Source organism: Leucobacter sp. 7(1) (genome assembly GCF_900163635.1).
Classification (GTDB): domain Bacteria; phylum Actinomycetota; class Actinomycetes; order Actinomycetales; family Microbacteriaceae; genus Leucobacter.
In genome coordinates this window covers 61,652-88,003 of sequence record NZ_FUID01000072.1, presented here as the reverse complement: position 1 = coordinate 88,003, position 26,352 = coordinate 61,652, and the positions used below count along the sequence as shown (strand labels likewise).

The window sequence follows — 26,352 nt, the reverse complement described above, 5'->3', positions numbered from 1 at the left end:
GCTCCCGGGCGGGACCCTGAAATGGGTGAGCCCGACCGGCCGCGTCACGATCGACAGACCACCCAGCAGAGTCAGATTCAGCACCGACCCCGCACCACCCAAGCCCAAACGCCACAAGTCACCACCGGCGGATCCGAACGCCCCGCATCCGTTCTGATGCTTCCGGGTTGGAGCGACCTCCGTCGGCGAGCGTGGCACCTACAGCACAAGTTACCTCCCTACAAATCCACCACAGACAACCCCGGTAAAACATATGAAAAACACATACTTTACGCATATCATTGACACATGTTCAAAAAGGTTCTCGTGGGAACACTGCTTGCCCTTGCCGCGACCGGGTGCACCACAACTCAGACACCGGCAGCCACGAGTCCGGCAAGCACCGAACCGACGAACACCGCACCAGCACCTCACCCCCAAGGCAACTCAGACGAGGTCGTCACGGAGAACCTCTGGGGAGACGAGGTTCCATCGTCAACGAACCCCGAACAAGACCTTGTCGAAATTTTGCGGTACAACATGGATGCAGAGCGGCTATTCGGCACACTGAGTGATCAGCAGATCATTGACGCAGCTCACCTCGCATGCACCCAGCTCGCGGCGGGAGTTTCCCTCGCCGAACTCACCGTCATCGAGGGCGAGCAGCCCAGCACGATGATGGCCGGATACGAAGCGAGTTCCATGATCGCGGTCTTGGCGGAAGATTCCCTCTGCTCACAGTAGAGAGCCCGCAAGTGGCCGGGCCGCAGCGCGACCCGGCCACCTGCAATCACGTCACGGCTACAGCGAGCCGAGGATCTCGCGCATCTCGGCGATCTCGGCACTCTGGCCGTCGATCACCTGCTCTGCAAGCTCTCGCACCTGCGTGTGCTGGCCCGAGGCGAGTTCAGTCTCAGCCATGTCGATCGCGCCCTCGTGATGCACGATCATGCCCTCAAGAAAGAGACGCGACGCCTCGGCCCCGGAGGCCTCCTCGAGCGCATCCATGTCCCCCTCACCCATCATCCCGTCATCACCCATGCTGTGGCCCGCCATGTCGCCGGGCGCATCAACGTCCCACTCGGCGAGCCAACCCTCCATCAGCTCGATCTCGGGCCCCTGCGCTCCCTTCACCTGCTGGGCGAGCTCGGTAACCCGCGGGTCAATGCCGTCCTTCGCAAGGATCATGTCAGCCATCTCGATTGCCTGCTCGTGGTGCGGGATCATCATTATGGTGAACATCTCATCACCGGCGTTCGCGGTGCTATTCGAGACGGACGGCGCTGATGTCGCCTCGTTCACCGCCTCCGGCCCAGTCGCGCAGCCTGTCAGGAGCAGAGCACCAGCAAACGCGGTGGCGAGCAGAAGTGTGTTGGTCAATCGCATAGTCAATCCTTTTGTGTGGTCAGATCACCCTGATTCGGTGGCCCCGGGCAGGCCGCAGCGCACCGCCCACCCCGGAAGCCGAAAGGTGATGCGGACGGTGCACGCGAATCACGTACGACTGATCGACAGGAATATGAGCGACGGCGGGCGTGAGCCAAGACCAGCGCGGACACACGCCACAGCACGAGCCGAGGCATGCCCCGCCCACCTACGCATCCGACCAGGCCATCGCGAGAGCAGGATCAGCACCACAGAACCCAGCAGGGCGAGCACGCACAGCAGGGCTTGCAGGCCGTGCTCGACCGGCTCATGGCCCACGCCCAAGGCAGGTTGATTCACAGCAAGAGGAGACGACGTCAGAAGAGACGGTGCCAGAAGAGACGGTGCCAGGAGAGGCGACGCCTGCCGCGCATCCCCGGCGGCGTCGGCGTCGACGTAGCCGGCTACATGATGCAAATTCATCTCAGTCGCCGCCAGCGCGGTCCCCGCGGTGCTGTGCCCGGCTGACAGCGTGTGCATACCGAGCAGCCCCGCGATCAACATGACGATCATGGCGCATGTGAACAGCAGGCTTTGGAATCCTGTCACAATCCATCGTTGCGCTCGCATACCCTACCCCTGTTCCGTAGCTGAGAACCTACTGCGCGGGGCTGGGAAATTCCGCACAAGCACAAGCACAAGCACAAGCGATTGGCGGGCGGGGCGCACCGATCGACCCTCAACATTTTGCACAATTCATGGTTTAGTGCATAATTGCACTTTATGAATGAAAGTGCACCTCAAGCGGGTCGAGCCGCCAAGATGCGGCGCACCCGGATCGCGATCACTGAGCACGCCCGCAAGCTGACCGCGGAACACGGTCTCGGCGGCTTCACGGTGGAGACCCTCTGTGAACAGGTGGGAATCTCGCGCCGCACCTTCTTCAATTACTTCCCCTCGAAAACCGAAGCGGTCATCGGTACCCCGAGCGATCCGCTCGAGAGCGAAGCCGTGCAGCGCTTCGTCGCCGCGGGCGCCCGCGACGGCCAGATCAGTCCGACGCTGCTCGACGAAATGGTCGAGGTGGCGATCGAAATGATGGACGAAGTGTTCGACATCGCCGGCACGATTACCCACGTCAATCAGATCATCGCCCGCGAGCCCGCCTTCATGGAAAAGTTCCTGACCGACTCTGAAGAGATTCACCGGCAGTTCTCCGCCCTGATCGCAGAGCGCGAGGGCCTCTCCCCTACCGACCCGCGAATCGGTCTCGCGATTCAGGTGCTTGGTGCCATGCTCCACTCCACGGCGCACGCCTTCTTCGACGCGCAGAGCACGGGAAGCATCGGACCACGCCTCCGCGAAACCCTCTCCCACACTCGCGAGCTCTTCACCGGAACTCCGTCTCTGACCTGAACCCGCCCCGCAACCCCGAAAGAAGCCCCCACCGCATGAACACCGTCGCCCCCGCGGGCGCACCCGCCACCCCGCTGCTCCTCACGCAGCGCCGGATCTGGATCATCTTCTCCGCGCTCATCGCCGGGATGATGCTCTCGAGCCTCGACCAGACAATCGTTTCCACGGCCATGCCCACAATCGTGGGACAGCTCGGCGGTGTCGAACACCAGGCCTGGATCACGACCGCCTACCTTCTCGCGACCACGATCGTGATGCCGATCTATGGCAAGTTCGGTGACGTTTTGGGACGCCGAACACTGTTCCTGATCGCGATCGCGCTCTTCACGATCGCCTCTGTGGGGGCCGCACTCGCACCCGACTTCACCTGGTTCGTCGCGTTCCGCGCCATGCAGGGCCTCGGCGGTGGCGGGCTCATGATCCTCTCGCAGGCGATCATCGCCGACATCGTGCCGGCTTCCGAGCGCGGCAAATACATGGGTCCCCTGGGTGCCATCTTCGGCCTCTCCGCCGTCGCCGGCCCGCTGCTCGGCGGCTTTTTCGTCGACCACATGACCTGGCAGTGGGCGTTCTACATCAACATCCCCGTCGGGATCGCGGCGTTCGCCATCGCCTGGTTCGCGCTGACACTGCCGAGCAAGAAGGCCAAAAAGAAGATCGACATTCTCGGGGTCGTGACGCTCTCAATCGCCACGACCTGCCTCATCTTCTTCACCGACTTCGGCGGCAGTAGGGATCACGGCTGGGGTGCCCTGGAAACCTGGCTCTGGGGTGGCGGCCTGGTGCTCGCCGCGCTCGCCTTTGTCCTCGTCGAGGCGCGCGCGGAGGACCCGATCATTCCGCTTGGCCTCTTCAAGAACCCGATTTTCATCAATGCGACCGCGATCGGCTTCACCCTCGGCCTCGGCATGTTCTCGGCGATCGCCTTCGTCCCGACGTTCCTGCAGATGTCCTCCGGCGCCTCAGCAGCCGCATCCGGGCTCCTGATGCTCCCGATGATGGCCGGCATGATGGGCACGTCAATCTGGTCGGGCATCATGATCACCAAGCGCCAGAAGTACAAGGCCTACCCGATCGTCGGCACCCTCGTCACGGCCGCCGCGATGACGGCGATGACCACGCTGACCGCTGCGACCCCCATCTGGCTGATCTGCGTGTACCTGTTCGTGTTCGGCGCTGGCCTCGGCCTGATCATGCAGGTTGTGGTGCTCGTGGTGCAGAACGCCGTGGACCCCGGCATGGTCGGCACCGCGACAAGCACAAACAACTATTTCCGGGAGGTCGGTGCCTCGCTCGGCGTCGCGATCTTCGGCGCAATGTTCACCACCCGCCTGAGCGAGAGTCTCAGCGATGTCTTTGCCGGAGCTGGGGTGCCCAACGCCGAGAACGCGGTCGCCACAATCGACCCGCAGAAGCTCGCGGAGATGCCCGACGCGATCCGTGAGGGTGTAGTCAACGCCTACGCTGACTCCCTCGCTCCAGTGTTCTGGTACCTCATCCCGTTCATCCTGATCGCGTTTGTGCTCGCACTGTTCCTGAAGCAGATCCCGCTCTCGGACGAGTCCGGGATGGTCGCGCGCGGCGAGGCAATCAGCGGGGACGAGGCCGAGGCACTCGAGTCCGCCGAGCGGGCTGCTCGCACCGGAACACGCGAGGCCCCCACGGGACCGGTCGGCGTCAGCCGCGAATAGCGGCACGGCTCGGGGAGGCGCTCACGCCTCCCCGAGTTCCTCAAGCACACGCTTCGCGAGGTGAAACGCCGAGTTCGCGGCCGGAACCCCGCAGTACAGCCCAGCCTGCAAAATCACTTCCTTGATCTCCGCGACAGTGAGCCCGTTCCGGCGGGCGGCGCGCACGTGCATCTCGAACTCGTCGTGGTGACCCAGCGCGATCATGGCGGTGAGCACTGCCACGGAGCGCGAGCGCCGATCGAGCCCCGGCCGCGACCAGATATCACCCCACGCCGTGCGAGTGATGAAGTCCTGGAAGTCCGCAGTGAAGTCCGTGATGGCCGCATTTGCCCGGTCCACATGGGCATCAGAGAGCACCTCACGGCGCACCCGCATGCCCTGCTCAACACGCTCGGCGTCGCTCAGCCCCAACGCTGCGCGTTCGTTCTCACTCATCGTCCCACCTCCGCGAAGAATTCCTGCAGCGCCGCGGTGACAGCCGCCGCCTGCTCGGCCGGGGGCTGATGTGCGGCACCCGCGATCATCACCTTCCGACCGCGCAGCACCCCGGCCACGATCTCGTCCTGACGCGGCTCCGGGGCGACGGTGTCAAACTCGCCTCCCATCGCGAGGAGCGGGACCGCGATCTCGCCCAACCGGGAACGCACGTCGAAGCCGCCGAGTGCTTCCGCGCAGCGCGCGTAGCCTTCGTCGGATACCGCCTGCAGTTCGCGCAGGATCCGGCCCGTGATCTCAGGTTCGTTTGCGATCGACTCGGGCGCGAACCAGGCCTGAGCCGACGCGGTCACGAGCGCCGCAGTCGACTGCTCCCGGACCAACAAGGCGCGGGCAGCCCAGTGCTCCGCGGTGCCGAGTGAGGCAGCGGAGGCCACGCTCGCGACCCCCGAGAACAGTGCGGGATGGCGCAGCGCGAGCATCAGCCCGAGCGCGCCCCCAATTGAGACTCCCGCATACCGGACCCCGGTGCCCTCGAGCTCCCGGATCGCGGCCGCAACAGCGTCGGCAAGTTCCTCGATTGTAAACGGATCGGCGGGTGCGGGCGCGCTGCCGTGTCCGGGGAGCGACAGCAGGGTGACTCGGTAGTCGCGGGCGAGTTCTGGGACGACGCGTTCCCAGATGATGGGCCCGGTGCCGAGCGAGTGGGCCAGCACCACGAGCGGGGCACCGGCAGTGCCGGCGGGTTCGGTGAGCGCGATCTGGGGCGGGGTCATGGGGTCTCCTGGGACGGCAAAGCGATGGGTTCGGTGAGCTCGGCGGCGAGCCCGAGATACTGCGCTGGATCAAGCAGTGCGGTGACGTCGATCCCGGACTGGGCAATCGCGGGATCGGCGCGCAGCATCCCGGCCAGGTGGCCGCCCGAGCCGGCTGCCCGCACGATCTCGCGGACACGCTCGGCGCCGATTACGGGCCCGAGCACGATCGCGAGGCGCTCGGCAACGATGAGCCCGTCGGTGAGCGCGAGATTGCGCGCCACCGCGTTGGCGTCCACCCGCAGGCCAGAGACGAGCCGCCGTGCCTGCGCCGCGCCGCCGCGGGCAAGCCGCAACAGCTCGCGCAGCGTCGGCCATTCCGCGTGCCACGCCCCGTCGGGGCGCTCATCGCCCGCGAGGGCCGCCGCAAGGTGCAGGGTAGCCCCGAGTTGCGGCGCACGAAGCGCGGCTGACCGGATCAGCACTGACGCTGCCGGATTTCGCTTCTGGGGCATCGCTGACGAGCCACCGGCCGCACCCTCCGCGAGTTCGCCGAGCTCGGTGCGACTGAGGGTCGCCACGTCCGTGGCCAGCGCGCCGAGCGCATCAACGACCTGCGTCAGTGCGGCTCCCAGCTCCGTCACCGGCCATCGAACCGTGTGCCACGGCGCATCCGGCGCGGCGAGCCCGAGCTCCTGCGCAAACGCGGCGACGAGGCGGGTCACGGTGTCCTCGGGCGACGCACCGGCACTGCGCGCGATCTCCGCGAACGATGCGAGCGTCCCACCGGCACCGCCCAGCTGCGCGGGCAGCTCCTGCAGTGTCGCGTCCAGGCGATCCGCCGCGCGCCGGATCCCGCGCAGCCAGCCACTCGCGCGGAGCCCGACCGTCGTGGGCACGGCGTGCTGAGTCAGGGTGCGTGCTGCAGCAGCCAGTCCACGATGCTCCTGCGCGAACTCAGCAAGTGCGCACTCCGCAGCCCGCAGATCGGCGAGCAGCAGCGTGCCGGATCGCCGAGCCACAAGCATCAGCGCCGAGTCCAGGATGTCCTGACTGGTGGCCCCGCGGTGCACCCAGGCGCGGTGTTCCCCGGACACGCGATCCGCGAGCACCGGGACAAGCGGGATCACGGGGTTCCCCCCGGCGGCCGATCCTGCGACGATCTCTGCAAGTGGCGGATCGTGAAGCGCGCATGGCTCTCCCTGACCGGCCCAGCCGAGCTGATGTGAGAGTTCCGCGACCGCGGCAGGCGGCGCGACTCCGACGCTGCCCCAGGCGCGAGCGAGCGCAACTTCCGCGGTGACGAGCGCCCCGAAGACAGCCTCATCGCTGAGCTCAGCGCCCACGCCAACGCTCACGGGAGACAGGAGCCCGGCATCGAAGACAGGTGGGGGCTGCGGCAACTCAATAGGCAAGGAACACTGTCTCCTTCTCGCCCTGCAGCCGGATGTCATGGGTCAGGTTTCCGGCAGGCGTGCGCGTGGCAACGAGCGTAGCGCGATCCGCCGCTGAGAGCGAGGACAGGAGGCGGTCTGCGGCGAGCGCGACGGTGTGCTCCGGGAGATAGATCCGGGTGTGCAGCTTGTCGGGCAGGCCGCGCGCGTACACGATTGTTGCGAAGAACGGGGCCTCCCCGGTGACTGAGCCCGGGTTGCGGGTCCAGAACTCGAAGTGCCCCTCGTCGCTCGTGAAGGCGCGCCCGAACCCGGTAAAGGAGTGATCGTCGCGGCGGAAGGTCCCGCGGGCGCGCGGCACCGTGCCATCAGTGTCGGCGGCAAAGATCTCGACGATGGAGTCGGGGATGGGCTGTCCGTTTCCGTCGCGCACCGTGCCGCTGAGCAGGATCGCGCCCGGGGAGTGCGGGAAGACGACCTCGTGTTTCTTGGGAAAGGTGGTGCCGTAGGCAAAGAATGGTCCCACCGTTTGCCCCGGGGTGGCCTCGTGGGTGCGCGCGGGAACTGCCGCAATGTGCGGCGCGGTGTGGGGTGCTGCAGCACTCATCAGTGATCGCCCTCCTCGGGTTCGAACCAGGTCGCGTCGGGACCGTCAAGCACAATGTCGAAGCGGTATCCCATTGAGAATTCAGGCACCGTGAGTTCGTGGTCGTAGGTGCTGATCAGCCGGTCACGATCCCGTTGGTCTCGGATCGTGTTGTAGATGGGGTCGAGTGGGAAGAGCGGGTCGTTCGGGAAGTACATCTGTGTCACGATGCGCTGCGTGAAGGATGGCCCAAACACGGAGAAGTGAATGTGTGCGGGGCGCCAAGCGTTCACGTGGTTCTTCCAGGGGTACGGACCCGGCTTGATCGTGGTGAAGGTGTATTCCCCCTGATCGTTCGTGATGGCGCGGCCCGCGCCGGTGAAGTTCGGATCGAGTGGAGCGGGGTGCTGATCCCGCTGGTGAATGTAGCGCCCGGCGGAGTTTGCCTGCCAGATTTCGATGAGCTGATTCCGCTGCGGCCGACCCCACGAATCGAGCAGCCGCCCGGTGACGGTGATCCGTTCCCCCAGCGGTTCCCCGGTGTGCTGGAGGGTCAAATCGGATTCAATTGCGGCAACGTCGCGCTGGCCATAGGCCGGCGACCACAGCTCGATCGTCTCGGGGTCGACGAGTTGCAGGTTCTTCGTGGGGTGGCGCAGCAGGCTGGAGCGGTAGGGAGGGAAATCGATCATCGTGCGCGGCAGGGACTCGCCCCCGGCGATACGCCGCGCATACTCGGCGTGAAGTGTCGCAATCTCGGCGGTGATCTCGGATTGAGAGGCCTGGTCCGGGGCCGCCAGCAACGTCTCCGGGGCGGCGGCGAGGGGTGGCGCGTCAGCCATGATTGTCTCCTTCGACACGAGCGTGATGAGGATTCCAGCGTGGCACCGAGGGTGCCCCAGCCCCCGACACACTCCCACTCAGTGGGAGTCGGCGGGAGTCAGTGGGAGTCGGCGGGAGTCAGTGGGAGTCGGTGGGAGTCGGCGGTCGTCAGTTCGCGCGGACGTCGAGGAACAGCTCGCGGGCGGCCTGCTGCACAATGGCGGCAAGGCGGCGCTCGTCTGCGCGCTGCAGGGTCACTACGAGCCCCAGCGCGATCAGCGGGAGTCCCGATACCGGAGGCAGCGCGACGGCAACCGAAATGTTCCCCAGTGTCATTTCTTCCTGCGTCAGCGCGTAGCCGCGTTCCCGCGTACGCGCGAGTTCTTGCCGCAGCGGTGCCTCCGCAGTGATCGAGAACCGCGTCTCGAGCTCGCGCGGCGCGGTGAAGTACTGCGCCAGCCAGGCTTCGTCCTGCGCGGCCAGGAGCGCCCGTCCCACCCCGGTCGTGTGCAGTGGCCCGCGCCCGCCGGCCCGGCTCACCGTGGGGATCGACATCCGCCCGGTCACGCGCCCCACGTAGATCGCACTCGCGGCTTCCGGTTTTTCCCCGTCAAGCACCGCGAGATGCACATTCTCACCCGTGGCCTCGTAGAGCCGCACCATGTGCGGGATCGCGCGTTCCCTGAGCCTGAGCGAGAGCGGAGAAAGCTCGCCCAGTTCCCACAGTCGGGCCCCCACCGAGTATCGTCGCCCGGGCAATCGCACAAGCATGCCGCGCTGCACGAGGGCCGCCAGCAGGCGGTGCAGCGTGGAGGAGGCAAGCCCGGTCCGCGCGGCCAACTCACCCGCGGTGAGCTCCGATTCGTCCTCGGTGAAGCAGGCGAGCACCGCGAGCGCCCGGTCAAGGATTCCCTCGCCGGTCGGCGTTTCAGCGGTCATGGCGGCGTCCTCCTCGATCCTGCGTTCGAGGATACCCCGTGGCATGCTGGGCCCATGGCCAATTCCCCGAGCGGCGACAGCGTGGTGCAGCGCGTCGTCCGCGTGCTCGAAACCTTCACCCCTGAGCGCACCGCCCAGCGCGCGAGCGAGATCGGCCGCCGTGCCGCGCTCCCGTCCTCCACGGCGCACCGCCTCATCGAGGAGCTCGTGTCGGCCGGGCTCCTTGAGCGCGACGAGGATCAGCGGGTACGGCTCGGGCTCCGGCTCTGGGAGCTCGCGCTCCGCGGCTCGACGGTGCTCCGGTTGCGGCAAGCCGCGTTGCCCGCGATGGAACGGGTGCAGGCCGCCGTGCGACAGCACACACACCTCGCGGTGCTCGAGCAGGACGAGGCACTATTCGTCGAGCGGCTCTCGCACCCGGAGGCCGGGGCGAACATCGCCCGCGTCGCCGGTCGGCTACCGTTGCACGCGTCCTCAGCGGGCCTCATGCTGCTGGCCTTCGCCGCGCCAGAGGTGCGAGCGCGGGTCCTGACGGCACCGCTGCCCCGGCTCGGGCCCGGAACCCCCACGCAACCGGAGCAGCTGCGACGAACGTTGACAGAGATTCGGCGCACCGGGCAGGTCGTGGCACCGGGCTCCGTTGAGGGCGTATCAACCGGGGTCGCGGTCCCCGTGCGCGACGCGGGCACCGTCGTTGCGGCGCTGTCCGTGATCCTCCCCCGGATCACAGATCCCGCTCCGGCGCTCGCCGCGCTCCGAGCCGCGGCCGGTGAGATCGAGGCGGAACTTCGTGAGACCCGAGCGTGACCGCGTGCGGGGACGACTCGTCTTCCCGTTGAATGGGATAGCCGGGCGGCGGGGTTCGCACCACGGGCACACTAGCCAGCACGCCCCGTGGCCCGACTCAAAGGAGACTCCCGCCCATGACCGTAGAACGCACCCGCGTCGCCATCGTCGGAGCCGGCCCCGCCGGGCTGCTCCTCTCCCACCTCCTCGCCGAGGCCGGAATCGACTCCGTGGTCCTCGATACGCGCAGCCGGACCGACATCGAATCAACGATCCGGGCCGGAATCCTGGAGCAGGGCACCGTTGAGTTGCTCGACCAGATCCCGGGGACCCGCGCGCGCACTGTCGGGCACCGCCACGACGGCATCGAACTCCGCTTTGCTGGCGAAGGGCACCGGATCGACTTCCCGGGGCTCGTGGGCCGGAGCGTCTGGCTCTACCCGCAGCACGAGGTTCTCACAGACCTGATCGCCGCACGACTCGCGGCGGGCCAAGACCTGCGCTTCGGGGCTACCGTCACCGGGGTTCTCGAAACGGAGACCGAGCTCCCGCGGGTGACAGGCGTCGCTGCCGATGGGACACCCTTCGAGTTCATCGCCGACTTCGTTGTCGGCGCCGATGGATCCCGCAGCGTAGTTCGCCCCACCGTCACCGGGTCACCCAGCGGTGGCCACTTCCGGGAGTACCCGTTTGCCTGGTTCGGGATCCTGTGTGAAGCCCCGCCGAGCGCTGATGAACTGATCTACAGCAACTCCCCCGAGGGTTTCGCACTGATCAGCCAGCGCTCCGAGACGGTGCAGCGCATGTACTTCCAGTGCGATCCGGATACAGACGTCGCCGCGATGAGCGAGGCGCAACTCTGGGATACCCTCCAGGCCCGCGTCCCGGGGACGACGCTCGCAGAGGGACCCATCTTTCAGCGCGATGTGCTGCGGTTCCGCAGCTTCGTCGCCCACGAGCTCCGACGGGGTCGCACCGCCCTTGTCGGCGACGCCGCGCACACAGTCCCGCCGACAGGGGCCAAAGGTATGAACCTCGCCATAGCCGACGTTGTGCTGCTCGCGCGGGCGCTCGAAGACTGGCTCGGCCGCGGCCGGACCGAGCTCATCGATGCGTACGCGGATACCGCGTTGCAGCGCATCTGGAAGGCTCAGCACTTCTCCTGGTGGATGACAAGCATGCTCCACGCGGCACCGGGAGCGAGCGAGTTCGACAGGCAGCGGCAGCTCGGCGAACTGCGTTCCGTCGTCGAATCCGACGCGGGCCGCAGGTACCTTGCCGAGGCCTACACCGGGTGGCCGCTACAGACAAGCCCCACAGCTGCCTTGGGATAGCATGCACGCATGATGGCTACCCTGGGCACCTCCACCAGGCCGGGCGCACCTCGGCCCGCGGCACTGTGGGTGGGGATCAGCAGGATCAGCTCCGGTGGCCTGGTGCTCGCCACCCTCGCTGTGGTCTACGCGCTGAATGTGGTGGGCGGCGACCCGCGCTTCGAAAACACCTTCGGCTACTTCACGAACCTCACGAGCCTGTTCGCGAGCCTCGTGATACTCACCGCTGGGATTGCCACGCTTCGCGGCCGTCCCAGCGGCCGGCCACTCGCGATCGCCCGCGCTGCCGCGGCGAGCTGCCTCGTCATTGTTGGGCTCGTCTACAATCTGCTCGTGCCCGGGACCGGGACCGCCCCGCCGTGGGCAAGCGTGATCCTGCACCTTGTATTCCCCGTGCTCGCGCTGCTCGATTGGCTCCTCGTCACCGACCGACCGCGGCTCGCCTGGCGCGAGATCTGGTGGGTACTGCCCTACCCGATCGTCTGGCTCGCGGCGACACTCATCCGGGGTGTCACCGAGGGCTGGGTTCCCTACGGATTCCTGCTTCCGAGCCGTGGCACCACCGCGATTCTCTGGACCTCGACGGGGCTCCTCGCCGCGCTCCTCGCCGCCGCCGCGCTCGTCTGGGCGGGGCAGCGCACGTCCCGCGCGGGGCTAGACTCAATGGGTGACTGACTCCGCCCGCCTCAAACTCCCTTTCGAGGTGTGGGCCCTCGTCGCGGGTGGCTTCACCGTGGCCCTCGGCTACGGCGTAGTCGCCCCCGCGATCCCCCAGTTCGCTCTCGAGTTCGGTGTCTCGACCTTTGCGGCCTCCGCCATCGTCAGCGCCTTTGCGCTCATGCGGCTCGTCGGAGCACCGTTTGCGGGGTGGGCGGTTGGCCGGCTCGGAGAACGGCGCACATACACGATCGGGATTCTCATCGTCGCGGGGTCAACCGGAGCGACGGCGCTCGCGGTGAACTACCCGCAGTTCCTGATCTTGCGGGGGGTCGGAGGCATCGGCTCGGCAATGTTCTCCGTCGCCGCGACCGCCCTGATTATCAAAGTGAGTCCGCCGCTCGCCCGCGGACGTGTGGCGAGCCTCAACGCCGCCGGTTTCCTCCTCGGCGGGCTGCTCGGCCCAGTCTTCGGCGGTGTGGTTGCGGGCTTCGGCCTCCGCGCGCCCTTCGTGTTCTACTTCTTCACACTCCTGGTGGCCGCCACTGTCGTCGCAATTGCGCTGCGCCAATCGCGCGCGGCCGGTAGCCCGCTCGGCGACAATTCCGCCGGACCCAGCATGCCGCTCGGTCACGCTCTGCGGATCCCGCAGTACCGGGCGCTCCTGACCTCGGTGTTTGCGTTTGGATGGGCCTCGTTTGGTGTGCGTGTCTCGCTGATCCCAATCTTTGTCGCGGTCGCGTTCCAGGGCAACGCCGCGGTCGCCGCGTGGGTCCTCGCTGCGTACGCTGCGGGTAACGCGATCCTCATCTTCCCGTCCGGCCGCTGGAACGACACGCTGGGGCGCAAACCCATGCTCATCATTGGGATGGCCACGCTCACTGCGAGCTATCTTGTGTTCCCTGCGTCACCGAACCTCTGGCTCGCGGCCGCGGTGATGTTCGTTGCCGGGGCCGGATCCGCCCTCGTGAACCCGGGCCAGCAGGCCGTGCTCGCTGACGTGCTCGGTCAACGACGCGGCGGCAACGTCGTATCCACGTACTCCATGACCAGCGATCTGGGCGGTGTGCTCGGCCCGTTGATCGCCGGCGCCATCGTCGATGTGGCAAGCTTCGGCTGGGCCTTCGGTCTCACCGCCGCCCTCCTCGCGGTGGCCGGGGTGGCTTGGGCATTGGTCCCCGATTCCCGCACGCTGGGCACGACTCAAGACGCCGAGTAGCCGCTGAGCTTAGCCTTCGAGGTCGTCGACGCCGGGCATCCAGCTCAGCCCGGGCTTGCCCCAGCCATTCTTGCGCTGCGCTTTCTGCGCGCCGCGGCTTTCCGGGTGGATCAGCCGATCAACGTAGAGCAGCCCGCTCAGGTGATCAAACTCGTGCTGCAAGATCCGGGCGAACCAGCCGCTTGCCTGGACCTCGAACGGTGTACCGTCGATGTCTTGCGCCCGCAGCAGCGCCCGTGGCGAACGCCGCAGCGCGAAGCGCTCTCCGGGGAATGACAGGCACCCCTCAACCTCGTCCTCGCCGGGAAGGCCAGGCTCGGGCGGTGTAATCCAGAGCTCTGGGTTGATCGCCACCCCCTGCGCAGGAGCATCCTCCTGATCGTCGTACATCCACACAAAGACCTGCTTCCCGACACCCACCTGCGGTGCCGCGAGACCCACGCCGGGAGCTGCAACCGTGGTCTCGAACATGTCATCCACCAGTGTGCGGAGTGCCGCATCAAACTCGGTGACCGGCTCGGCTGGGCGGTGCAGGACGGGGTCGCCAGAAATCACGATGGGGAGTACAGACATGGTCTCCATTCTAGAGCGTGCCGGTGCCCACCCCCGACGCCCCGGATAGACTGGGGCGGTTGCTGAGCGCGCCCGCCCGCAGCACCCCGCAGTGAGAGGAACTCCCGCCATGTCGACAACTCCCGCCACGCAGATCGTGTGGATCGATTGTGAAATGACGGGCCTCGACGTAGACCGCGACGGCCTGTGCGAAATCGCCGTGATCGTGACAGATTTCGATCTCACTCCGCTCGATCCCGGCTTCGAGATCGTCATCAACCCGGGCCCCGACGCGCTCGCGAACATGAACGACTTCGTGCGGAACATGCACACGACCTCTGGACTCCTTCCCCGCATCGAGCAGGGTGCCACCCTCGAAGAGGCGGAGGCACAGGTGATCGAATACCTGGCACGCCTGGTCCCAGGCCCCCGCCGGCCGCTCGTCGCGGGAAACACGATCGGCATGGACCGTCGCTTTATCGCGAAATACCTACCCACCCTCGAAGAGCGGTTGCACTACCGGAGCATCGACGTCTCCACAATCAAGGAGCTAAGCCGCCGCTGGTATCCGGCCGCCTACTCGGCGTCCCCCGAGAAGCACGGCGGGCACCGCGCGCTCGCGGACATCGCCGAGTCGATCCAGGAGCTCGCCTACTTCCGTGACGCGGTAATGGTGGCGCAGCCCGGCCCGGACAAGACTCAGTCCAAGGGCTTTGCCGACGCCGCGACAGCGCGCTTCGCGGCACTCATCGCCGGCCCAGACACCGTCGAACCCTCTGGGTCCGCCGAGTAGTTTCGGCTACGCGGCAGGATCGTCGGTACGGGCCCAGGCAATCGCGATGAGCCGACGCAGCACGTCCGTGTCGATGTCATCCAACGTGCGCACATACACACAGCCGGCACCTTCTGTGTACCGGCCGAGCTCAGGCAGGAGCGCTGCCCCCTCGGGCAGATCTTTGAGCCCATAGATCGAGAGTTGCGCTTTGCGCGGAGAGAACCCGGTTTTCATCCACTCGCCGCGCGTGCGCGGATTCGCCGGCGAGATGTACGTGTAGCTCCCGTAGCCAACGATGGACGGCCCCCACAGCACGGGAGCCGCGCCAGTCACCTCTTCGAAGATCTCCGCGAGCGCAAGACCGTCAGTGCGGCGGCGCGCGGGCGTCGCCGCGTCCAGGAACGCGTGCACGTCGGCATCGGTGGGCTGGGTCTTCGGTGCGGTGGCCATACGGCCATTCTGCCTCAGCAGGCGCTCCTCTGCAGCCCCGCCCAGAAAAAAGAAATCCCCCGCCGAAGCGGGGGATTTCATCCGGGTGGCTAACGGGACTTGAACCCGCGACCACCGGCACCACAAGCCGGTGCTCTACCAACTGAGCTATAGCCACCATGCGACCTGATCCGCCGGGGCGAACGAGGCAACTTGACGATCATAACCCATTCCGGTGACCGTCCGCGAACCGGCGCGTCACCCCGGGTGTGCCGCACGCGCTGTCCACTCATTCCTGGCCCGATCTGGGTGCCAAGCCAACACACCCACCCGTTCGCCGCGGCTTCTGTGTAGGGTGAAAGCATGCTGGTCATGCCGCACGAAGAGTTCGAGGCCCTCGTCTCCGATGGCCTCGATTCGTTGCACGACGACATGCTCGCGCAACTCGACAACGTCATCTTCCTCGTCGAGGATCGCCCCGAGGACGGCAGCGAAATTCTCGGCGTCTACGAGGGCTTCTCCCTCGCTGAACGCAACGTATACGGGTATGGCGAGGAGCCTGACCGCATCATCCTGTTCCGGGAGAATCTCCTGAGCCACTGCGCGGATCACGAAGAGCTTGTGCACGAGATCAGGGTCACGCTTGTCCACGAGATCGCGCACTTCTATGGCCTCTCCGAAGCGCGCATACACGAACTCGGGTGGGGGTAGCCGTGATGACTGACACTCAGGCCGGCCGCGCGGAAGAAGCCGTGCTGGCACGCGACCACGGCTGGCAGACTGTCGTGTGGGATGACCCGGTGAATCTCATGTCCTACGTCTCCTACGTGTTCCATACCTATTTCGGTTTCGAGCAGGACCGCGCGGAGGAACTGATGTTGCGCGTGCACCATCAGGGCCGGGCGGTGGTGGCCGAGGGGGGCCGGGAAGCAATGGAGATGCACGTCGAAGCAATGCACGGCTACGGCCTGTGGGCGACAGTCCGGGAAGCTGGGACGCCATGAGGTTGCAACCACGGGTCGATGGCCTCCGGATCCTCTTCGAAACTGACGAGGCTGCCATGCTCGATCAGCTCATCACCCAGTTGGTGGAGCTCCTCCAGAGCCATAGTGGGACGGCGCTGGATCCGGATCCGCTCTTCGCAAGCCTCGAGGTCGGCGGGTCCGAGGAGCTGCCGCACGATCCCGCGCTCGCACGCTTGTTCCCCGATGCTTACGAAGCGACGGGCGAGTCGACCTCGTTTCGACGCGTCACCGAGCAGGGGCTACTCAACCGAAAGCTGCAGGACGCGACCCAGGTCACCACGGCGCTCGGCGTGGGGGGTGGGGGCGACGACACAGAGGGTGGCGTCGCCGTCGAGATATCCGCGGCCACGCTTCCCGCCTGGGTGCGCACAATCACCGCGCTCCGACTCGCCATCGCCGCGCGTATCGGACTCGACGAGCAAGAGGACCGTGTCCGGCTCCTGGCAGAGGAGGAGACCCGAGGCACCGTGCTCGTCTTCGACTGGCTCGCCGCGATTCTGGAGTCCGTGCTGACGATCATGACGGCTTCCGAGGCGGACGACGACGACCCCGAAGCCACGCCCAGCTAGGCGGGATCCTGCAGCGACCGTGGATCCACCACGTCTTCGCGAGCGGCGAGCAGGCTCGCGGAGGTGAGTCCGGCCGCACCGAAGCGGCCCCGGAGCTCGTCGACTGTTTGATCGACAGCCCGCCAATCGTCATCATCGCTCCAGAGCGCCGCTGGATCGCTGCCCGCGGGCGCGAGCTGTTCTGCTCGTACCCCGATGAGACGCACCGGGCGCCCCCCGCCGAGCGCCGTGAACAGCTCACGAGCGGTCTGATAGATCCGCTGCGTGGAGTTCGTAGACTCAGTAAGGGTGCGGGATCGCGTCACGGTTTCGAAGCTCTCCCAACGAACCTTAATGGCGACAGTCCGCGCTTCGAGCTCTGCCGCCCGCAGCCGCTCCCCCGTGCGTGTCGCGAGGCGCAGCAGTTCTCGCTCCAGAAACGCGGCATCGCTCACGTCCCTGGCGAAGGTTTCCTCGTGCCCAATGCTCTTCTCCGTGCGCGTCGTTTCGACCGCGCGCGCGTCGCGGCCGTGCGCCAGCGCGTGCAGGCGCTGCGCACTCGCGGTGCCCACGAGCCGGGTGAGCGATGGGAGCGGCTCGCGGGCCAGATCCGCGACGGTGTGGATGGCGCGCGACTTCAGGCTCCGCGCCGTTGCGGCCCCGACACCCCACATCGCTTCCACGGGGAGCCCGTGGAGGAACTCGATGGTCCGCTCCGGTGGGATCTCGAGGACCCCATCGGGCTTCGCGCGCTGCGAAGCGAGCTTAGCCACGAACTTCGTGGCGCCGAGTCCGACCGACGCGGGCAGCCCGGTTCGCTCGCGAATGCGTTCACGGATCGAGCGTGCGATCTCTGCCGGGCTGCCGAAGAGCTTCAGTGAGCCGGAGACGTCAAGAAAGGCCTCGTCGATACTGAGCGGTTCCACGAGCGGCGTGAACTCGTGGAAGATCGCCATCACCTCGCGGGAAGCGCGACGGTATTTCTCAAACGTCGGCGGGATCAGAACGAGCTCGGGGCACAGTTGCTTTGCACGTCCCACCGGCATCGCGGAGCGCACTCCATAGCGTCGCGCCTCGTAGCTTGCGCTCGAGACCACGGAGCGTGCCGTGTCGTGTGCGGCGGCCACCGGGCGTCCGATCAGCTCCGGGCGGTCTAGGAGTTCGACCGAGACGAAAAAAGAGTCCATGTCGACGTGCAGCATTGACGCCACGGACCGCTGAGACTCCACCATCCCTCTATTGCACCACACACCACTGACGTTTCCGGGTGGGCGGGATGAGCGCGGCCCACTGACACTCAGCGGTCGGGCCACTGCATCACGTCGTCCACAGCTTTGACTGAGCATCTCCGAGTGAGCAGTTACTCACATTTGGGCTCCGGAGCCCCCGAACCGCTTCACCCCTCTGCCACGATCGGCCCCACAGACACATACTAGGGAGCGTGATGCACTTGACTGAAGCACAGACCTGGGCGGCCCTCGGCATGTTGACCGCCGCGGTGCTCGGCATGCTGACATTTTCCACCCGCACGATGACGCGAACGATGACCTTTCTCGTGGAGGGTATCCGGGAGGAGATCGGCGGACTTCGTGGGGAAATCGAGGGGTTCCGGGATGAGTTCAGACGCGAGGTCGATGGACTCCGCGGCGAAGTGAGACGCGAGATCGATGAACTCCGCGGCGAAGTGCGACGCGAGATTGACGGACTCCGCAGCGAGATGGTCTCGTTCCGCGGGGAGCTCGACGGACTCCGCAGCGAAATGGTTTCATTCCGCGGGGAGATCACTTCGCTGGGTGAGACTGACTCCCTCATTCGGACGGAGATTGCGGAACTTCGTGACGTGACTGTCCAACTCCAGAGCGATGTGAGCACGCTCACGCACCGCTTCACGTTTCTCGAGCAGAGCATGAGGGAGGGGTTCGCGAGCGTCGATCGGCGATTCGAGCAGGTCGACAGGTAATTCGAGCCGCAGAACGCCTGAGGCACCCCACGTGAATCACGTGCGGTGCCTCAGCGAGTGTCGCGCCTGCGCGCCGTGAGTCGAGACTACGCGCCCGCGCGCTCCAGCACGAGCTCGCGCACGCGCGCGGCGTCGGCCTGGCCGCGCATCGCTTTCATCACGGAACCGATGATCGCGCCAGCGGCCTGGACCTTGCCGTCGCGGATCTTCGCGAGTACATCGGGCTGCTCGGCGAGCGCAGCGTCCACAGCGGCGATCAGTGCACCGTCGTCAGACACGATCGCGAGGCCACGAGCCGCCACGATTTCCGCCGCGGTGCCCTCACCGTCGATGATCCCCTGGATCACCTGGCGCGCGAGCTTATCGTTCAGCGTCCCCTCGTCGACAAGGGTCACTACCGACGCAATCTGCGCGGGGGTGATCAGCTCGGTCGGAACCGCGCTGCGCTCGTTTGCGATTCGGGCGATCTCACCGGTCCACCACTTGCGTGCGGCCTGCGCCGGCACGCCAGCGGCGACTGTCGACTCAATCGCGCCCACAAGCCCGGCATTGACCACATCCTGGAACTCCAGGGCAGAGAACTGCCACTCGGAGATCAGACGGCGACGGCGCAGCGTCGGGTGCTCGGGCAGCTGGGCCCGCAGCTCCTCGACAAGCTCACGCGACGGCGTCAGTGGGGCGAGGTCAGGCTCCGGGAAGTACCGGTAATCGTCCGCATCGCTCTTCGGACGCCCGGGCGAGGTCTCCCCCGTGTCCTCGTGCCAGTGCCGCGTCTCCTGGGTGATCGTGCCACCCTCGGAGAGGATCCGCGCCTGGCGCTGAATCTCGAATCGAACCGCGCGCTCGATCGAGCGCAGCGAGTTCACGTTTTTCGTTTCGGTCCGTGTGCCAAGCACGCTCATCCCGGCGTCCTCGTTGCCACGCGGCCGCAGCGATACGTTTGCGTCGCAGCGCAGGTTCCCGCGCTCCATCCGCGCGTCAGAGATACCAAGTGCCGTGACAAGCTCTCGGATCGTGGCGACGTAGGCCGAGGCGATCTCCGGAGTGTCGGCTTCGCCACCGAAAATCGGGCGCGTCACAATTTCGACGAGCGGCACGCCCGCACGGTTGTAGTCAACGAGCGAGTACTCAGCGCCCTGGATTCGACCGGTCGAGCCACCCATGTGGTTCAACTTGCCGGCGTCCTCCTCCATGTGCGCGCGCTCGATCGGCACGTGCACCACGCGGCCGGAGGCAAGCTCGATCTCGACTGAGCCGTCGTGGGCGATCGGATCGTCGAACTGCGAGATCTGGTAGTTCTTCGCCATGTCCGGGTAGAAATAGTTCTTCCGGGCAAACCCCGACACCTCCGCGATCTCGCAGCCAAGCGCGAGGCCCAGGCTGATCGAGTAACGCACAGCCTGCTCGTTGACCACCGGGAGCGCGCCGGGCAGGCCGAGGCACACCGGGGTCAGGTTGGTGTTGGGGTCCGCGCCGAAGGTGTTCGGTGCGGCCGAGAACATTTTGGTTGCCGTGTTGAGCTCGACGTGAACCTCGAGACCGATCACGGGCTCGAAGCGTTCCAGCGCCTCGGCATAGTCCATCAGCTTCGTCTGTGCCATTACGCGCTTGCCTTCCGAATCGGAGCCCCTGCAAGGGACGGGGCCTGAGCCCAGAACGGTGCCGCATCGCGGTCGGCGATCAGCTGCTCGATTGCTGCGCCCGCGCGGTACAGGCGAGCGTCTTCGAACGCGGGCGCCATGAGCTGCAGACCGACCGGCAGGCCGTCCTCGCTCGCGGTGCCAATCGGGAGGCTCAGCCCGGGAATACCCGCGAGGTTCGCGGGAATCGTCGTGGCGTCGTTGAGGTAGTCCTGCATCGGGTCACCGCCGTGCGTGCCGAGCGTCCACGCCGTTGTCGGCGCGGTCGGCGAGGCGATCACGTCGACCTGCGCAAACGCCGCGGCAAAGTCGCGCTGGATCAGCGTGCGAACCTGCTGTGCGCTGCGGTAGTAGGCGTCGTAGGACCCTGCAGAAAGCGCATAGGTGCCGAGGATGATCCGGCGCTTGACCTCGTCGCCGAAGCCGGCCGCGCGCGTCTCACTCATCACGCCTTCGACGGTGCCGCCGCCCTCGGGCGTGACGCGGAGGCCGAAGCGCACCGAATCATACTTTGCGAGGTTGCTCGACGCTTCAGCGGGCAGGATCAGGTAGTACGCGGCGACCGCGTACTCGAAGTGCGGTGCGTCGATCTCGACGATCTCGGCGCCCTGGGCTTCGAGCAACGCAAGTGCCTCGTCGAAACGGGCCTTGACCCCCGCCTGAACGCCATCGATCATGAGCTGCTTGACCACGCCAACCCGGAGTCCGCGCAGGCTCGCCGGGTCAGCGCCACTCCGCGCCGCTGCCGCCATCGAGGGCCACGCGAAGTCGAGCGAGGTCGAATCGTGCCAGTCGTGTCCAGCAACAACGTCGTGCAGCAGCGCCGTGTCGAGCACTGTGCGCGCGCACGGGCCGATCTGGTCCAGCGAGGACGCGAGCGCAATCGCGCCGTAGCGGCTCACGCCGCCATAGGTGGGCTTCGCGCCGACAGTGCCGGTGAGCGCGGCGGGCTGACGAATCGAGCCGCCGGTGTCGGAGCCGAGCGCCAGCGGGGCTTCGAACGCTCCGACCGCAACGGCGGATCCGCCACCGGAGCCGCCGGGCACCCGGGTGGGGTCCCAGTGGTTGTGCGTCGGCCCGTAGGCCGAGTTCTCCGTGGCGGAGCCCATGGCGAACTCATCCATATTTGTCTTGCCAATGTTCACGAGGCCGGCCGCGCGGGCCTTCGCGACGGCGGTTGCGTCATACGGTGAGCGGTAGCCCTCGAGGATCTTCGATCCGGACGTCGACGGCATATCCGTGGTGACGAGCACGTCTTTGATCGCGAGTGGGACGCCGGCGAGCTCGCCGAGTTGCTCCCCCGCGCTGCGGCGCTCGTCGATTGCGCGGGCCGCCGCGAGGGAGGCCTCCGCGTCGGTGGCGAGGAACGCGTGGAGCTCCCCATCAACCGCGGCGATCCGATCGAGATGGGCCTGCGTGGCCTCAACCGAGGAGACCTCGCCCGCGGAGAGCTTCGCCGCGAGATCGGCGGCGGTCAGCTGAATCAGCTCGCTCATTACTGTTCCTCTCCCAGGATCGATGAGACGCGGAACATGTGATCCGTCGTTTCCGGTGCGTTCGCGAGCGCCTGCTCGCGGGTCAGCACATCGGTGATCTCGTCGGCTCGCGTCACATTGTTCAGCGGGATCGGGTGGCTCGTCGCGGGCACATCAGCGCTCACGACCTCGCTCACCTTGGCGACATTTGTCAAGATCGAGCCAAGCTCGCTCGTGAACACGTCGATTTCGGTATCGGTCAGTGCGATCCGGGCGAGGCCCGCGAGATGCTGCACGGTCTCGGCCGTGATCTCGCCGCTCGGTGCGGTGGGATCGGCCGCAGAGGTTTCAGGCATGCTGCTCCATCATGGCTTCGGGGTGATTCTCAGACCCCACCATCTTAGCGAGCGAGAACCGAGATCCCGGCCCTTACACCGGGATGAACGCGGAGTTGACCTCCCCGGTCACGCTCGTGGTCACTTCAGGGTCGAATCTCCGTTCGGGGCCAGGCGCAAGATCGAGCGTGGCGAGCTCTACCCAGACGACATGCGGACTGCGCGCGGATTCGTAGAAATACCGCCGGTCAGTGAGGTCCGCAACCGTGCGCCAGCGCGTTGTCGAGACGTTCGGCCGCACTGGGTCTGCCGTGCCGAACGGAGCAGACGCGTTCCGGATCACGCTGAAGGCAAAGGCTGCGGCCTCCCGGGCGCTGGTCGTGTGGGGCAAGCGAGCCGAGTAGAACGCGGCGCGTGCGAAGCGATCTGGGGAGTCGGTACCGCCTGGGAGCGGAGCATCGCCGCCCAAGCCCGCGTACTGCCGCTCGAGTGCAAGCTGTTCGTCGTAGGCGGGAGAGTTTGCCATCACCGTGAATTCGGGGCCGTGGTGCACGGTCATCTCCCCGGCGATGAACTCGATGATTGCGGAGTCACCGTTCGGATCCGCGAGTGCGAGGTGCCCGGTCCCGGGTTTGCCGCCGATCGACAGCGGGATGATCTGTACCCGGCTCGCGGTAAGCCAGGCAACGGCGCTGGCCACATCCGGGAAGCGGTCGAGCAGGCACTGGATCGCCTGGGCGAGGTTCAGCCCGGGTCGGGATTCGTCGCGCAGACCGTAGTCAGATTCGGCGAGGTACAGCCCGCTGACCTGGAGCCCCGCCTCGTTCACCCCGTCGACCGAGATCTCGCCGTACATGAGCGAAACCACGCTCCCATATTCTGCCGTCCACGTGAACGAGCCGGGATGCCCCGGCGCGCTCTCCCGCTCGGCACCGCGGGGCCGGACTGCGAGTACCGTCCGAGTCTCCTCGAACCAGTCCATGCTGCGACCGACAAGCACGTTCCCGGACCCGGGAGTTCCGGCAGATGACCACACGAATCGAGTACACATGATCTCACCATAGCGCGGTCAATGCCCGAATGGCGCGGGGATTTCCGTCCGGCTCCCGTCACGATTCCAGAGGCCGGAACAGCCCCGCCGCGGGCTTCCCACAAGGTGCACATCGGCAATCCCGATTGCCGTCATGAGCGCGTAGACCGTTGTTGGCCCGACAAAGCGAAAGCCCAGTCGTTTCAGCGCTCGCGCAAGCTCGATCGACTCCGGTGACGTCGCCGGCACGTCGTCGTCCGTAACGGGCGCAGGCGAACGCTCCGGCATGTAGGACCACACCAATTCGGCGAGGGTCGGACCGCCGGAGTCTCGGAGCGCGAGCGTGGCTTGTGCGTTCGTGATCGCCGCCCCCACCTTGAGCCGGTTTCGGATGATCCGCGGGTCCGCGAGGAGCCGTGCCACGTCCGCATCGTCATAGCGAGCGATGCGTGCCGGATCAAAACCGTCAAACGCCGCACGGAACCCCTCACGCTTCCGCAACACCGTGAGCCAGGACAGCCCCGATTGAAACCCCTCAAGCGTGAGCCGCTCGAACACCCCGACCTCGTCGGTGACCGGGACGCCCCACTCCTCGTCGTAGTACACGCTCAGAAGCGGGTCCTGCGCGGCCCAGGCCGCGCGCTGCAGGGGTCGGTGCTGCGTCTGGTGTAGGAGTGTCATGAGTGGTCCTCTCAGGGTGCGCTCGGGGTGCTGACGTCGGAATCGGTGACAATCGGTCCCAGGCTAATCACCGAGCACAACGCAATGAGGGCCTCCGGACAATCTGTGGAAAACTCGACGAGATTCCCCGAGTTACTCCCCGAGCTGCAGTGCCGCCGGGCCCTGGGTAACGAGGATCGCAAACTGAGCGGCGTCGAGCACGGGGATCCCGAGCTCTTCCGCTTTCCCCAGCTTGGATCCTGCACCGGGTCCCGCCGCCACAAAATCTGTCTTCTTCGAGACGCTGGAGGCGGCCTTTCCGCCAGCTTGAAGGATCGCCTCCTTCGCGCCGTCTCGAGTGAAGCCATCAAGCGCGCCCGTCGCGACGATCGTGAGCCCCGTGAGCACTCCCCCGGCAGCCTCCGCGGCGCCAGGTCCGGGGTGCCCCGGGGTGGCCCACTGCACGCCCGCCGCACTCCAGCGCGCCACGATGTCCTGGTGCCAATCCACTGCGAACCAATCGGCGAGCGATTCCGCAATCGTCGACCCGACGCCGTCGACCTGCGCGAGTTCTTCCGGAGTTGCCGCACGGATCGCCTCGAGCGAACCGAACCAGTCGGCGAGCGCGCGGGCCGCGACGGGTCCGACGTGGCGAATGTTGAGCGACACCAGGAGCCGCCACAGCGGCTTAGTGCGGGCGCGTGCGAGTTCAGCAAGGAACGTCTCAGCGTCCTTCGACGGCGTCACGACCCTGTGGGTCTTCCGCAGTCCGCGCTGCCGGCGCTCGCTCGGGGTGAGCCCCTCCGCCTCCGGTGGATACACCAGGGTGACCCGCTGGAACGGCGCACGGCGCACAAGCTCGCCCGTATCCGGATCGGTTTTCTGCTCACCGGTCTCCGCGTCCCGCACGATGACCACGATGGGTACGAGCTCCTCGAGGGTGAGATCAAACAGTCCAGCCTCGGTGCGCAGCGGAGGAGTCTCCGGTACCTCGGGCTGGGTGAGTGCCGCGGCGGTGATCTCTCCGAGGACCTCGATGTCCAGCGCCCCGCGCGATCCGATGTGCTCCACCCGGCCGCGCACCTGTGCCGGGCAGTTCTCTGCGTTCGGGCATCGCAGATCGATGTCGCCCTCTTTCATGGCGCGCAGGGTGGTGCCGCACTCGGGACACGTCTCGGGCATACGCCACTCCGTCTCGCTCCCGTCGCGCAGCTCCAGCACAGCTCCGAGCACCTCGGGAATCACGTCGCCGGCCTTCCGCAGCACAACAGTGTCTCCGATCAGCACACCCTTCGCCGCCACGACCTGCTGGTTGTGCAGCGTCGCCTGGCGCACCGTAGACCCCGCGACCTTCACGGGCTCCATCACCGCGTACGGGGTCGCTCGGCCAGTACGCCCCACACCCACACGAATATCGATGAGGCGGGTGTGCACCTCCTCCGGCGGATACTTAAACGCGATCGCCCAGCGCGGGGCGCGGCTCGTCTCCCCCAGCTCGGCGTGAAGCGCCAGCTCATCAACCTTGACCACGATTCCGTCGATCTCATGCTCGACATCGTGCCGGTGAGCCCCACGATCCTCGATAAACGCGACAACCTCGTCAGCGGTGTCGAAGATGCGCGAGTGAGGCGAGACAGGCAGCCCCCACTCCCCCAAGAAGCGATACGCGTCGGACTGGTTCTCGAAACGGGGGTGGTCCCAGGCACCGATCCCGTGTACGTAGAGCGACAGCCGAGCGAGGCGTTCCCGCATCAGCATCAGCTCCGCAGCGGTCTTGTTGTCAGCGCGCTGCCGCAGGCTTCCCGCCGCCGTGTTCCGGGCATTCGCAAATTCGGGGTAGCGCACCGGAATCTGGTCCTCATTCCGGCCCCGCGCGCGCTGATCCGCTGCGAACTCGGCCTGCAGCTGATGCTGCCGCTCGTTGAGCCATGCGAAGTCCTCGCCGCGCAGGAACACCTCGCCACGAGCCTCAAAGAACTCCGGGATTCCGTCACCCTCGAGGCGGCGTGGGATCGCGGGGATCAGATCCACGTTTTCCGTGATGTTCTCCCCGACCCGACCATCGCCACGCGTGGTCGCCGTTTCGAGTACGCCGTTTCGGTAGGCCAGGCTGATCGCGAGGCCGTCGATCTTCAGCTCGGATAACCACCGTACGGGCCGCCCAGACGCCGCCCGCGTCTTTTCCGCCCATTCCCGGAACTCCTCGGTGGAGAACACGTTGTCGAGGCTCAGCAGCCGCTCCGCATGCTCGTGCTCGGGAAAGCCAGCCGACACGACCGCCGCCCCGACCTCACGCGTCGGGCTGTCCTGCCCCGCGAGTTCGGGATATACGCGCTCGATCGCCTCGAGCCGACGGAACAGCACGTCGTACTCCGCGTCAGAGACAAGACTGGAGCCCTCAGCGTAGTACGCGCGGCGCAGCCGCTCGATCTCGACGGTCAGCTGCGTCGCCTCGTCCCGGGCCGAGGCAAAGTCGGTGGGCAGTTCGGCGGAGTCTGGAGCAGGATTGGGAGTCACACTCATATTCTACGAGCGACCCCAGACA

The 26,352-nt window shown here is 66.6% G+C and carries 29 protein-coding genes and 1 tRNA gene; 12 read left to right on the top strand and 18 right to left on the bottom strand.

What is annotated here, in order from left to right; translation table 11 throughout:
• Positions 1 to 288: 288 nt before the first annotated feature.
• The gene (locus FM113_RS14020) at positions 289 to 723 is read left to right on the top strand and encodes a hypothetical protein (protein WP_087015439.1); all 435 of its coding nucleotides are present in this window, start codon (positions 289 to 291) and stop codon (positions 721 to 723) included.
• 57 nt (positions 724 to 780) lie between these two features.
• On the opposite strand, the gene FM113_RS14015 is transcribed toward FM113_RS14020, so the two are convergent.
• Positions 781 to 1,365, bottom strand: a complete 585-nt coding sequence (locus tag FM113_RS14015) for a DUF305 domain-containing protein (protein ID WP_087015438.1) — start codon at positions 1,363 to 1,365, stop codon at positions 781 to 783.
• 108 nt (positions 1,366 to 1,473) lie between these two features.
• Positions 1,474 to 1,917: a hypothetical protein gene (locus FM113_RS14010; protein ID WP_140393377.1), complete on the bottom strand. Its 444-nt coding sequence runs from the start codon at positions 1,915 to 1,917 to the stop codon at positions 1,474 to 1,476.
• Positions 1,918 to 2,127: 210 nt separating this feature from the next.
• Between FM113_RS14010 and FM113_RS14005 the strand changes: the two genes are divergently transcribed.
• Both FM113_RS14005 and FM113_RS14000 read left to right on the top strand, forming a co-directional pair.
• The gene (locus FM113_RS14005; protein WP_087015436.1) at positions 2,128 to 2,760 is read left to right on the top strand and encodes a TetR/AcrR family transcriptional regulator; all 633 of its coding nucleotides are present in this window, start codon (positions 2,128 to 2,130) and stop codon (positions 2,758 to 2,760) included.
• Between the two features lie 35 nt (positions 2,761 to 2,795).
• Positions 2,796 to 4,451, top strand: coding sequence for an MDR family MFS transporter (locus tag FM113_RS14000; RefSeq protein ID WP_087015435.1), 1,656 nt, complete (start codon positions 2,796 to 2,798; stop codon positions 4,449 to 4,451).
• 21 nt (positions 4,452 to 4,472) lie between these two features.
• Here the strand turns inward: FM113_RS14000 and pcaC are convergent, their stop codons facing one another.
• The 6 genes from pcaC to FM113_RS13970 form a co-directional block, all read right to left on the bottom strand.
• On the bottom strand, positions 4,473 to 4,886 hold the full coding sequence (pcaC, locus tag FM113_RS13995; RefSeq protein WP_087015434.1) for a 4-carboxymuconolactone decarboxylase: 414 nt from the start codon (positions 4,884 to 4,886) through the stop codon (positions 4,473 to 4,475).
• Entirely contained in the window at positions 4,883 to 5,662 is a 780-nt protein-coding gene (locus tag FM113_RS13990) for an alpha/beta fold hydrolase (RefSeq protein ID WP_087015433.1), read from the bottom strand. Before FM113_RS13990 ends, pcaC begins: the two co-directional genes overlap by 4 nt.
• On the bottom strand, positions 5,659 to 7,056 hold the full coding sequence (locus FM113_RS13985) for a lyase family protein (protein WP_254909024.1): 1,398 nt from the start codon (positions 7,054 to 7,056) through the stop codon (positions 5,659 to 5,661). Before FM113_RS13985 ends, FM113_RS13990 begins: the two co-directional genes overlap by 4 nt.
• Positions 7,046 to 7,642, bottom strand: a complete 597-nt coding sequence (pcaG, locus tag FM113_RS13980; RefSeq protein WP_087015431.1) for a protocatechuate 3,4-dioxygenase subunit alpha — start codon at positions 7,640 to 7,642, stop codon at positions 7,046 to 7,048. The genes FM113_RS13985 and pcaG overlap by 11 nt, the downstream gene beginning before the upstream one ends.
• Positions 7,642 to 8,463 carry a protocatechuate 3,4-dioxygenase subunit beta gene (pcaH, locus tag FM113_RS13975; protein ID WP_087015430.1) on the bottom strand — a complete coding sequence of 274 codons (822 nt, stop codon included), beginning with the start codon at positions 8,461 to 8,463 and terminating at the stop codon, positions 7,642 to 7,644. The genes pcaG and pcaH overlap by 1 nt, the downstream gene beginning before the upstream one ends.
• A 148-nt stretch (positions 8,464 to 8,611) precedes the next feature.
• Entirely contained in the window at positions 8,612 to 9,382 is a 771-nt protein-coding gene (locus tag FM113_RS13970; RefSeq protein WP_087015429.1) for an IclR family transcriptional regulator, read from the bottom strand.
• A 54-nt stretch (positions 9,383 to 9,436) separates the two neighbouring features.
• Between FM113_RS13970 and FM113_RS13965 the strand changes: the two genes are divergently transcribed.
• The 4 genes from FM113_RS13965 to FM113_RS13950 all read left to right on the top strand — a co-directional run bounded on the left by FM113_RS13965 (position 9,437) and on the right by FM113_RS13950 (position 13,378).
• Entirely contained in the window at positions 9,437 to 10,189 is a 753-nt protein-coding gene (locus FM113_RS13965; RefSeq protein WP_087015428.1) for an IclR family transcriptional regulator, read from the top strand.
• A 116-nt stretch (positions 10,190 to 10,305) separates the two neighbouring features.
• Positions 10,306 to 11,502: a 4-hydroxybenzoate 3-monooxygenase gene (locus FM113_RS13960; protein WP_087015427.1), complete on the top strand. Its 1,197-nt coding sequence runs from the start codon at positions 10,306 to 10,308 to the stop codon at positions 11,500 to 11,502.
• Between the two features lie 9 nt (positions 11,503 to 11,511).
• A complete protein-coding gene (locus FM113_RS13955; protein WP_254909023.1) occupies positions 11,512 to 12,177 on the top strand; it encodes a Pr6Pr family membrane protein in 666 nt (221 codons plus the stop codon).
• Positions 12,170 to 13,378, top strand: coding sequence for an MFS transporter (locus tag FM113_RS13950; RefSeq protein WP_087015426.1), 1,209 nt, complete (start codon positions 12,170 to 12,172; stop codon positions 13,376 to 13,378). Before FM113_RS13955 ends, FM113_RS13950 begins: the two co-directional genes overlap by 8 nt.
• A gap of 9 nt (positions 13,379 to 13,387) precedes the next feature.
• On the opposite strand, the gene def is transcribed toward FM113_RS13950, so the two are convergent.
• On the bottom strand, positions 13,388 to 13,951 hold the full coding sequence (gene def / locus FM113_RS13945) for a peptide deformylase (RefSeq protein ID WP_087015425.1): 564 nt from the start codon (positions 13,949 to 13,951) through the stop codon (positions 13,388 to 13,390).
• 109 nt (positions 13,952 to 14,060) lie between these two features.
• Between def and orn the strand changes: the two genes are divergently transcribed.
• Entirely contained in the window at positions 14,061 to 14,723 is a 663-nt protein-coding gene (gene orn / locus FM113_RS13940) for an oligoribonuclease (RefSeq protein WP_087015424.1), read from the top strand.
• Positions 14,724 to 14,729: 6 nt separating this feature from the next.
• On the opposite strand, the gene FM113_RS13935 is transcribed toward orn, so the two are convergent.
• Entirely contained in the window at positions 14,730 to 15,155 is a 426-nt protein-coding gene (locus FM113_RS13935; protein ID WP_087015423.1) for a DUF1801 domain-containing protein, read from the bottom strand.
• A gap of 84 nt (positions 15,156 to 15,239) precedes the next feature.
• A tRNA-His gene (locus tag FM113_RS13930) sits at positions 15,240 to 15,312 on the bottom strand.
• Positions 15,313 to 15,497: 185 nt separating this feature from the next.
• Here FM113_RS13930 and FM113_RS13925 point away from each other — a divergent pair.
• The 3 genes from FM113_RS13925 to FM113_RS13915 are packed head-to-tail and all read left to right on the top strand — an operon-like array spanning position 15,498 to position 16,728.
• Entirely contained in the window at positions 15,498 to 15,845 is a 348-nt protein-coding gene (locus FM113_RS13925) for a metallopeptidase family protein (protein WP_087015422.1), read from the top strand.
• 5 nt (positions 15,846 to 15,850) lie between these two features.
• Positions 15,851 to 16,138, top strand: coding sequence for an ATP-dependent Clp protease adapter ClpS (clpS, locus tag FM113_RS13920; protein WP_087015445.1), 288 nt, complete (start codon positions 15,851 to 15,853; stop codon positions 16,136 to 16,138).
• On the top strand, positions 16,135 to 16,728 hold the full coding sequence (locus FM113_RS13915) for a DUF2017 family protein (protein ID WP_087015421.1): 594 nt from the start codon (positions 16,135 to 16,137) through the stop codon (positions 16,726 to 16,728). Before clpS ends, FM113_RS13915 begins: the two co-directional genes overlap by 4 nt.
• Here FM113_RS13915 and dinB read toward each other — a convergent pair.
• Positions 16,725 to 17,939, bottom strand: coding sequence for a DNA polymerase IV (gene dinB / locus FM113_RS13910; RefSeq protein WP_087015420.1), 1,215 nt, complete (start codon positions 17,937 to 17,939; stop codon positions 16,725 to 16,727). The genes FM113_RS13915 and dinB overlap by 4 nt on opposite strands.
• Before the next feature lie 218 nt (positions 17,940 to 18,157).
• Here dinB and FM113_RS13905 point away from each other — a divergent pair, with 218 nt between their 5' ends.
• Positions 18,158 to 18,667 (top strand): hypothetical protein, encoded by a 510-nt coding sequence (locus tag FM113_RS13905; protein WP_140393376.1) that lies wholly within the window; start codon positions 18,158 to 18,160, stop codon positions 18,665 to 18,667.
• 86 nt (positions 18,668 to 18,753) lie between these two features.
• Here FM113_RS13905 and gatB read toward each other — a convergent pair whose 3' ends face one another.
• The 6 genes from gatB to ligA form a co-directional block, all read right to left on the bottom strand.
• On the bottom strand, positions 18,754 to 20,268 hold the full coding sequence (gene gatB, locus FM113_RS13900) for an Asp-tRNA(Asn)/Glu-tRNA(Gln) amidotransferase subunit GatB (RefSeq protein WP_087015418.1): 1,515 nt from the start codon (positions 20,266 to 20,268) through the stop codon (positions 18,754 to 18,756).
• Positions 20,268 to 21,803 carry an Asp-tRNA(Asn)/Glu-tRNA(Gln) amidotransferase subunit GatA gene (gene gatA, locus FM113_RS13895; RefSeq protein ID WP_087015417.1) on the bottom strand — a complete coding sequence of 512 codons (1,536 nt, stop codon included), beginning with the start codon at positions 21,801 to 21,803 and terminating at the stop codon, positions 20,268 to 20,270. The genes gatB and gatA overlap by 1 nt, the downstream gene beginning before the upstream one ends.
• Positions 21,803 to 22,138: an Asp-tRNA(Asn)/Glu-tRNA(Gln) amidotransferase subunit GatC gene (gatC, locus tag FM113_RS13890; protein WP_087015416.1), complete on the bottom strand. Its 336-nt coding sequence runs from the start codon at positions 22,136 to 22,138 to the stop codon at positions 21,803 to 21,805. The genes gatA and gatC overlap by 1 nt, the downstream gene beginning before the upstream one ends.
• A 73-nt stretch (positions 22,139 to 22,211) precedes the next feature.
• On the bottom strand, positions 22,212 to 23,168 hold the full coding sequence (locus tag FM113_RS13885) for a linear amide C-N hydrolase (RefSeq protein ID WP_087015415.1): 957 nt from the start codon (positions 23,166 to 23,168) through the stop codon (positions 22,212 to 22,214).
• Positions 23,169 to 23,186: 18 nt separating this feature from the next.
• Entirely contained in the window at positions 23,187 to 23,828 is a 642-nt protein-coding gene (locus FM113_RS13880) for a DNA-3-methyladenine glycosylase I (RefSeq protein ID WP_087015414.1), read from the bottom strand.
• A gap of 132 nt (positions 23,829 to 23,960) precedes the next feature.
• Complete coding sequence (gene ligA / locus FM113_RS13875) at positions 23,961 to 26,330, bottom strand: NAD-dependent DNA ligase LigA (RefSeq protein ID WP_087015413.1); 2,370 nt, start codon at positions 26,328 to 26,330, stop codon at positions 23,961 to 23,963.
• Between the last annotated feature and the right edge of the window lie 22 nt (positions 26,331 to 26,352).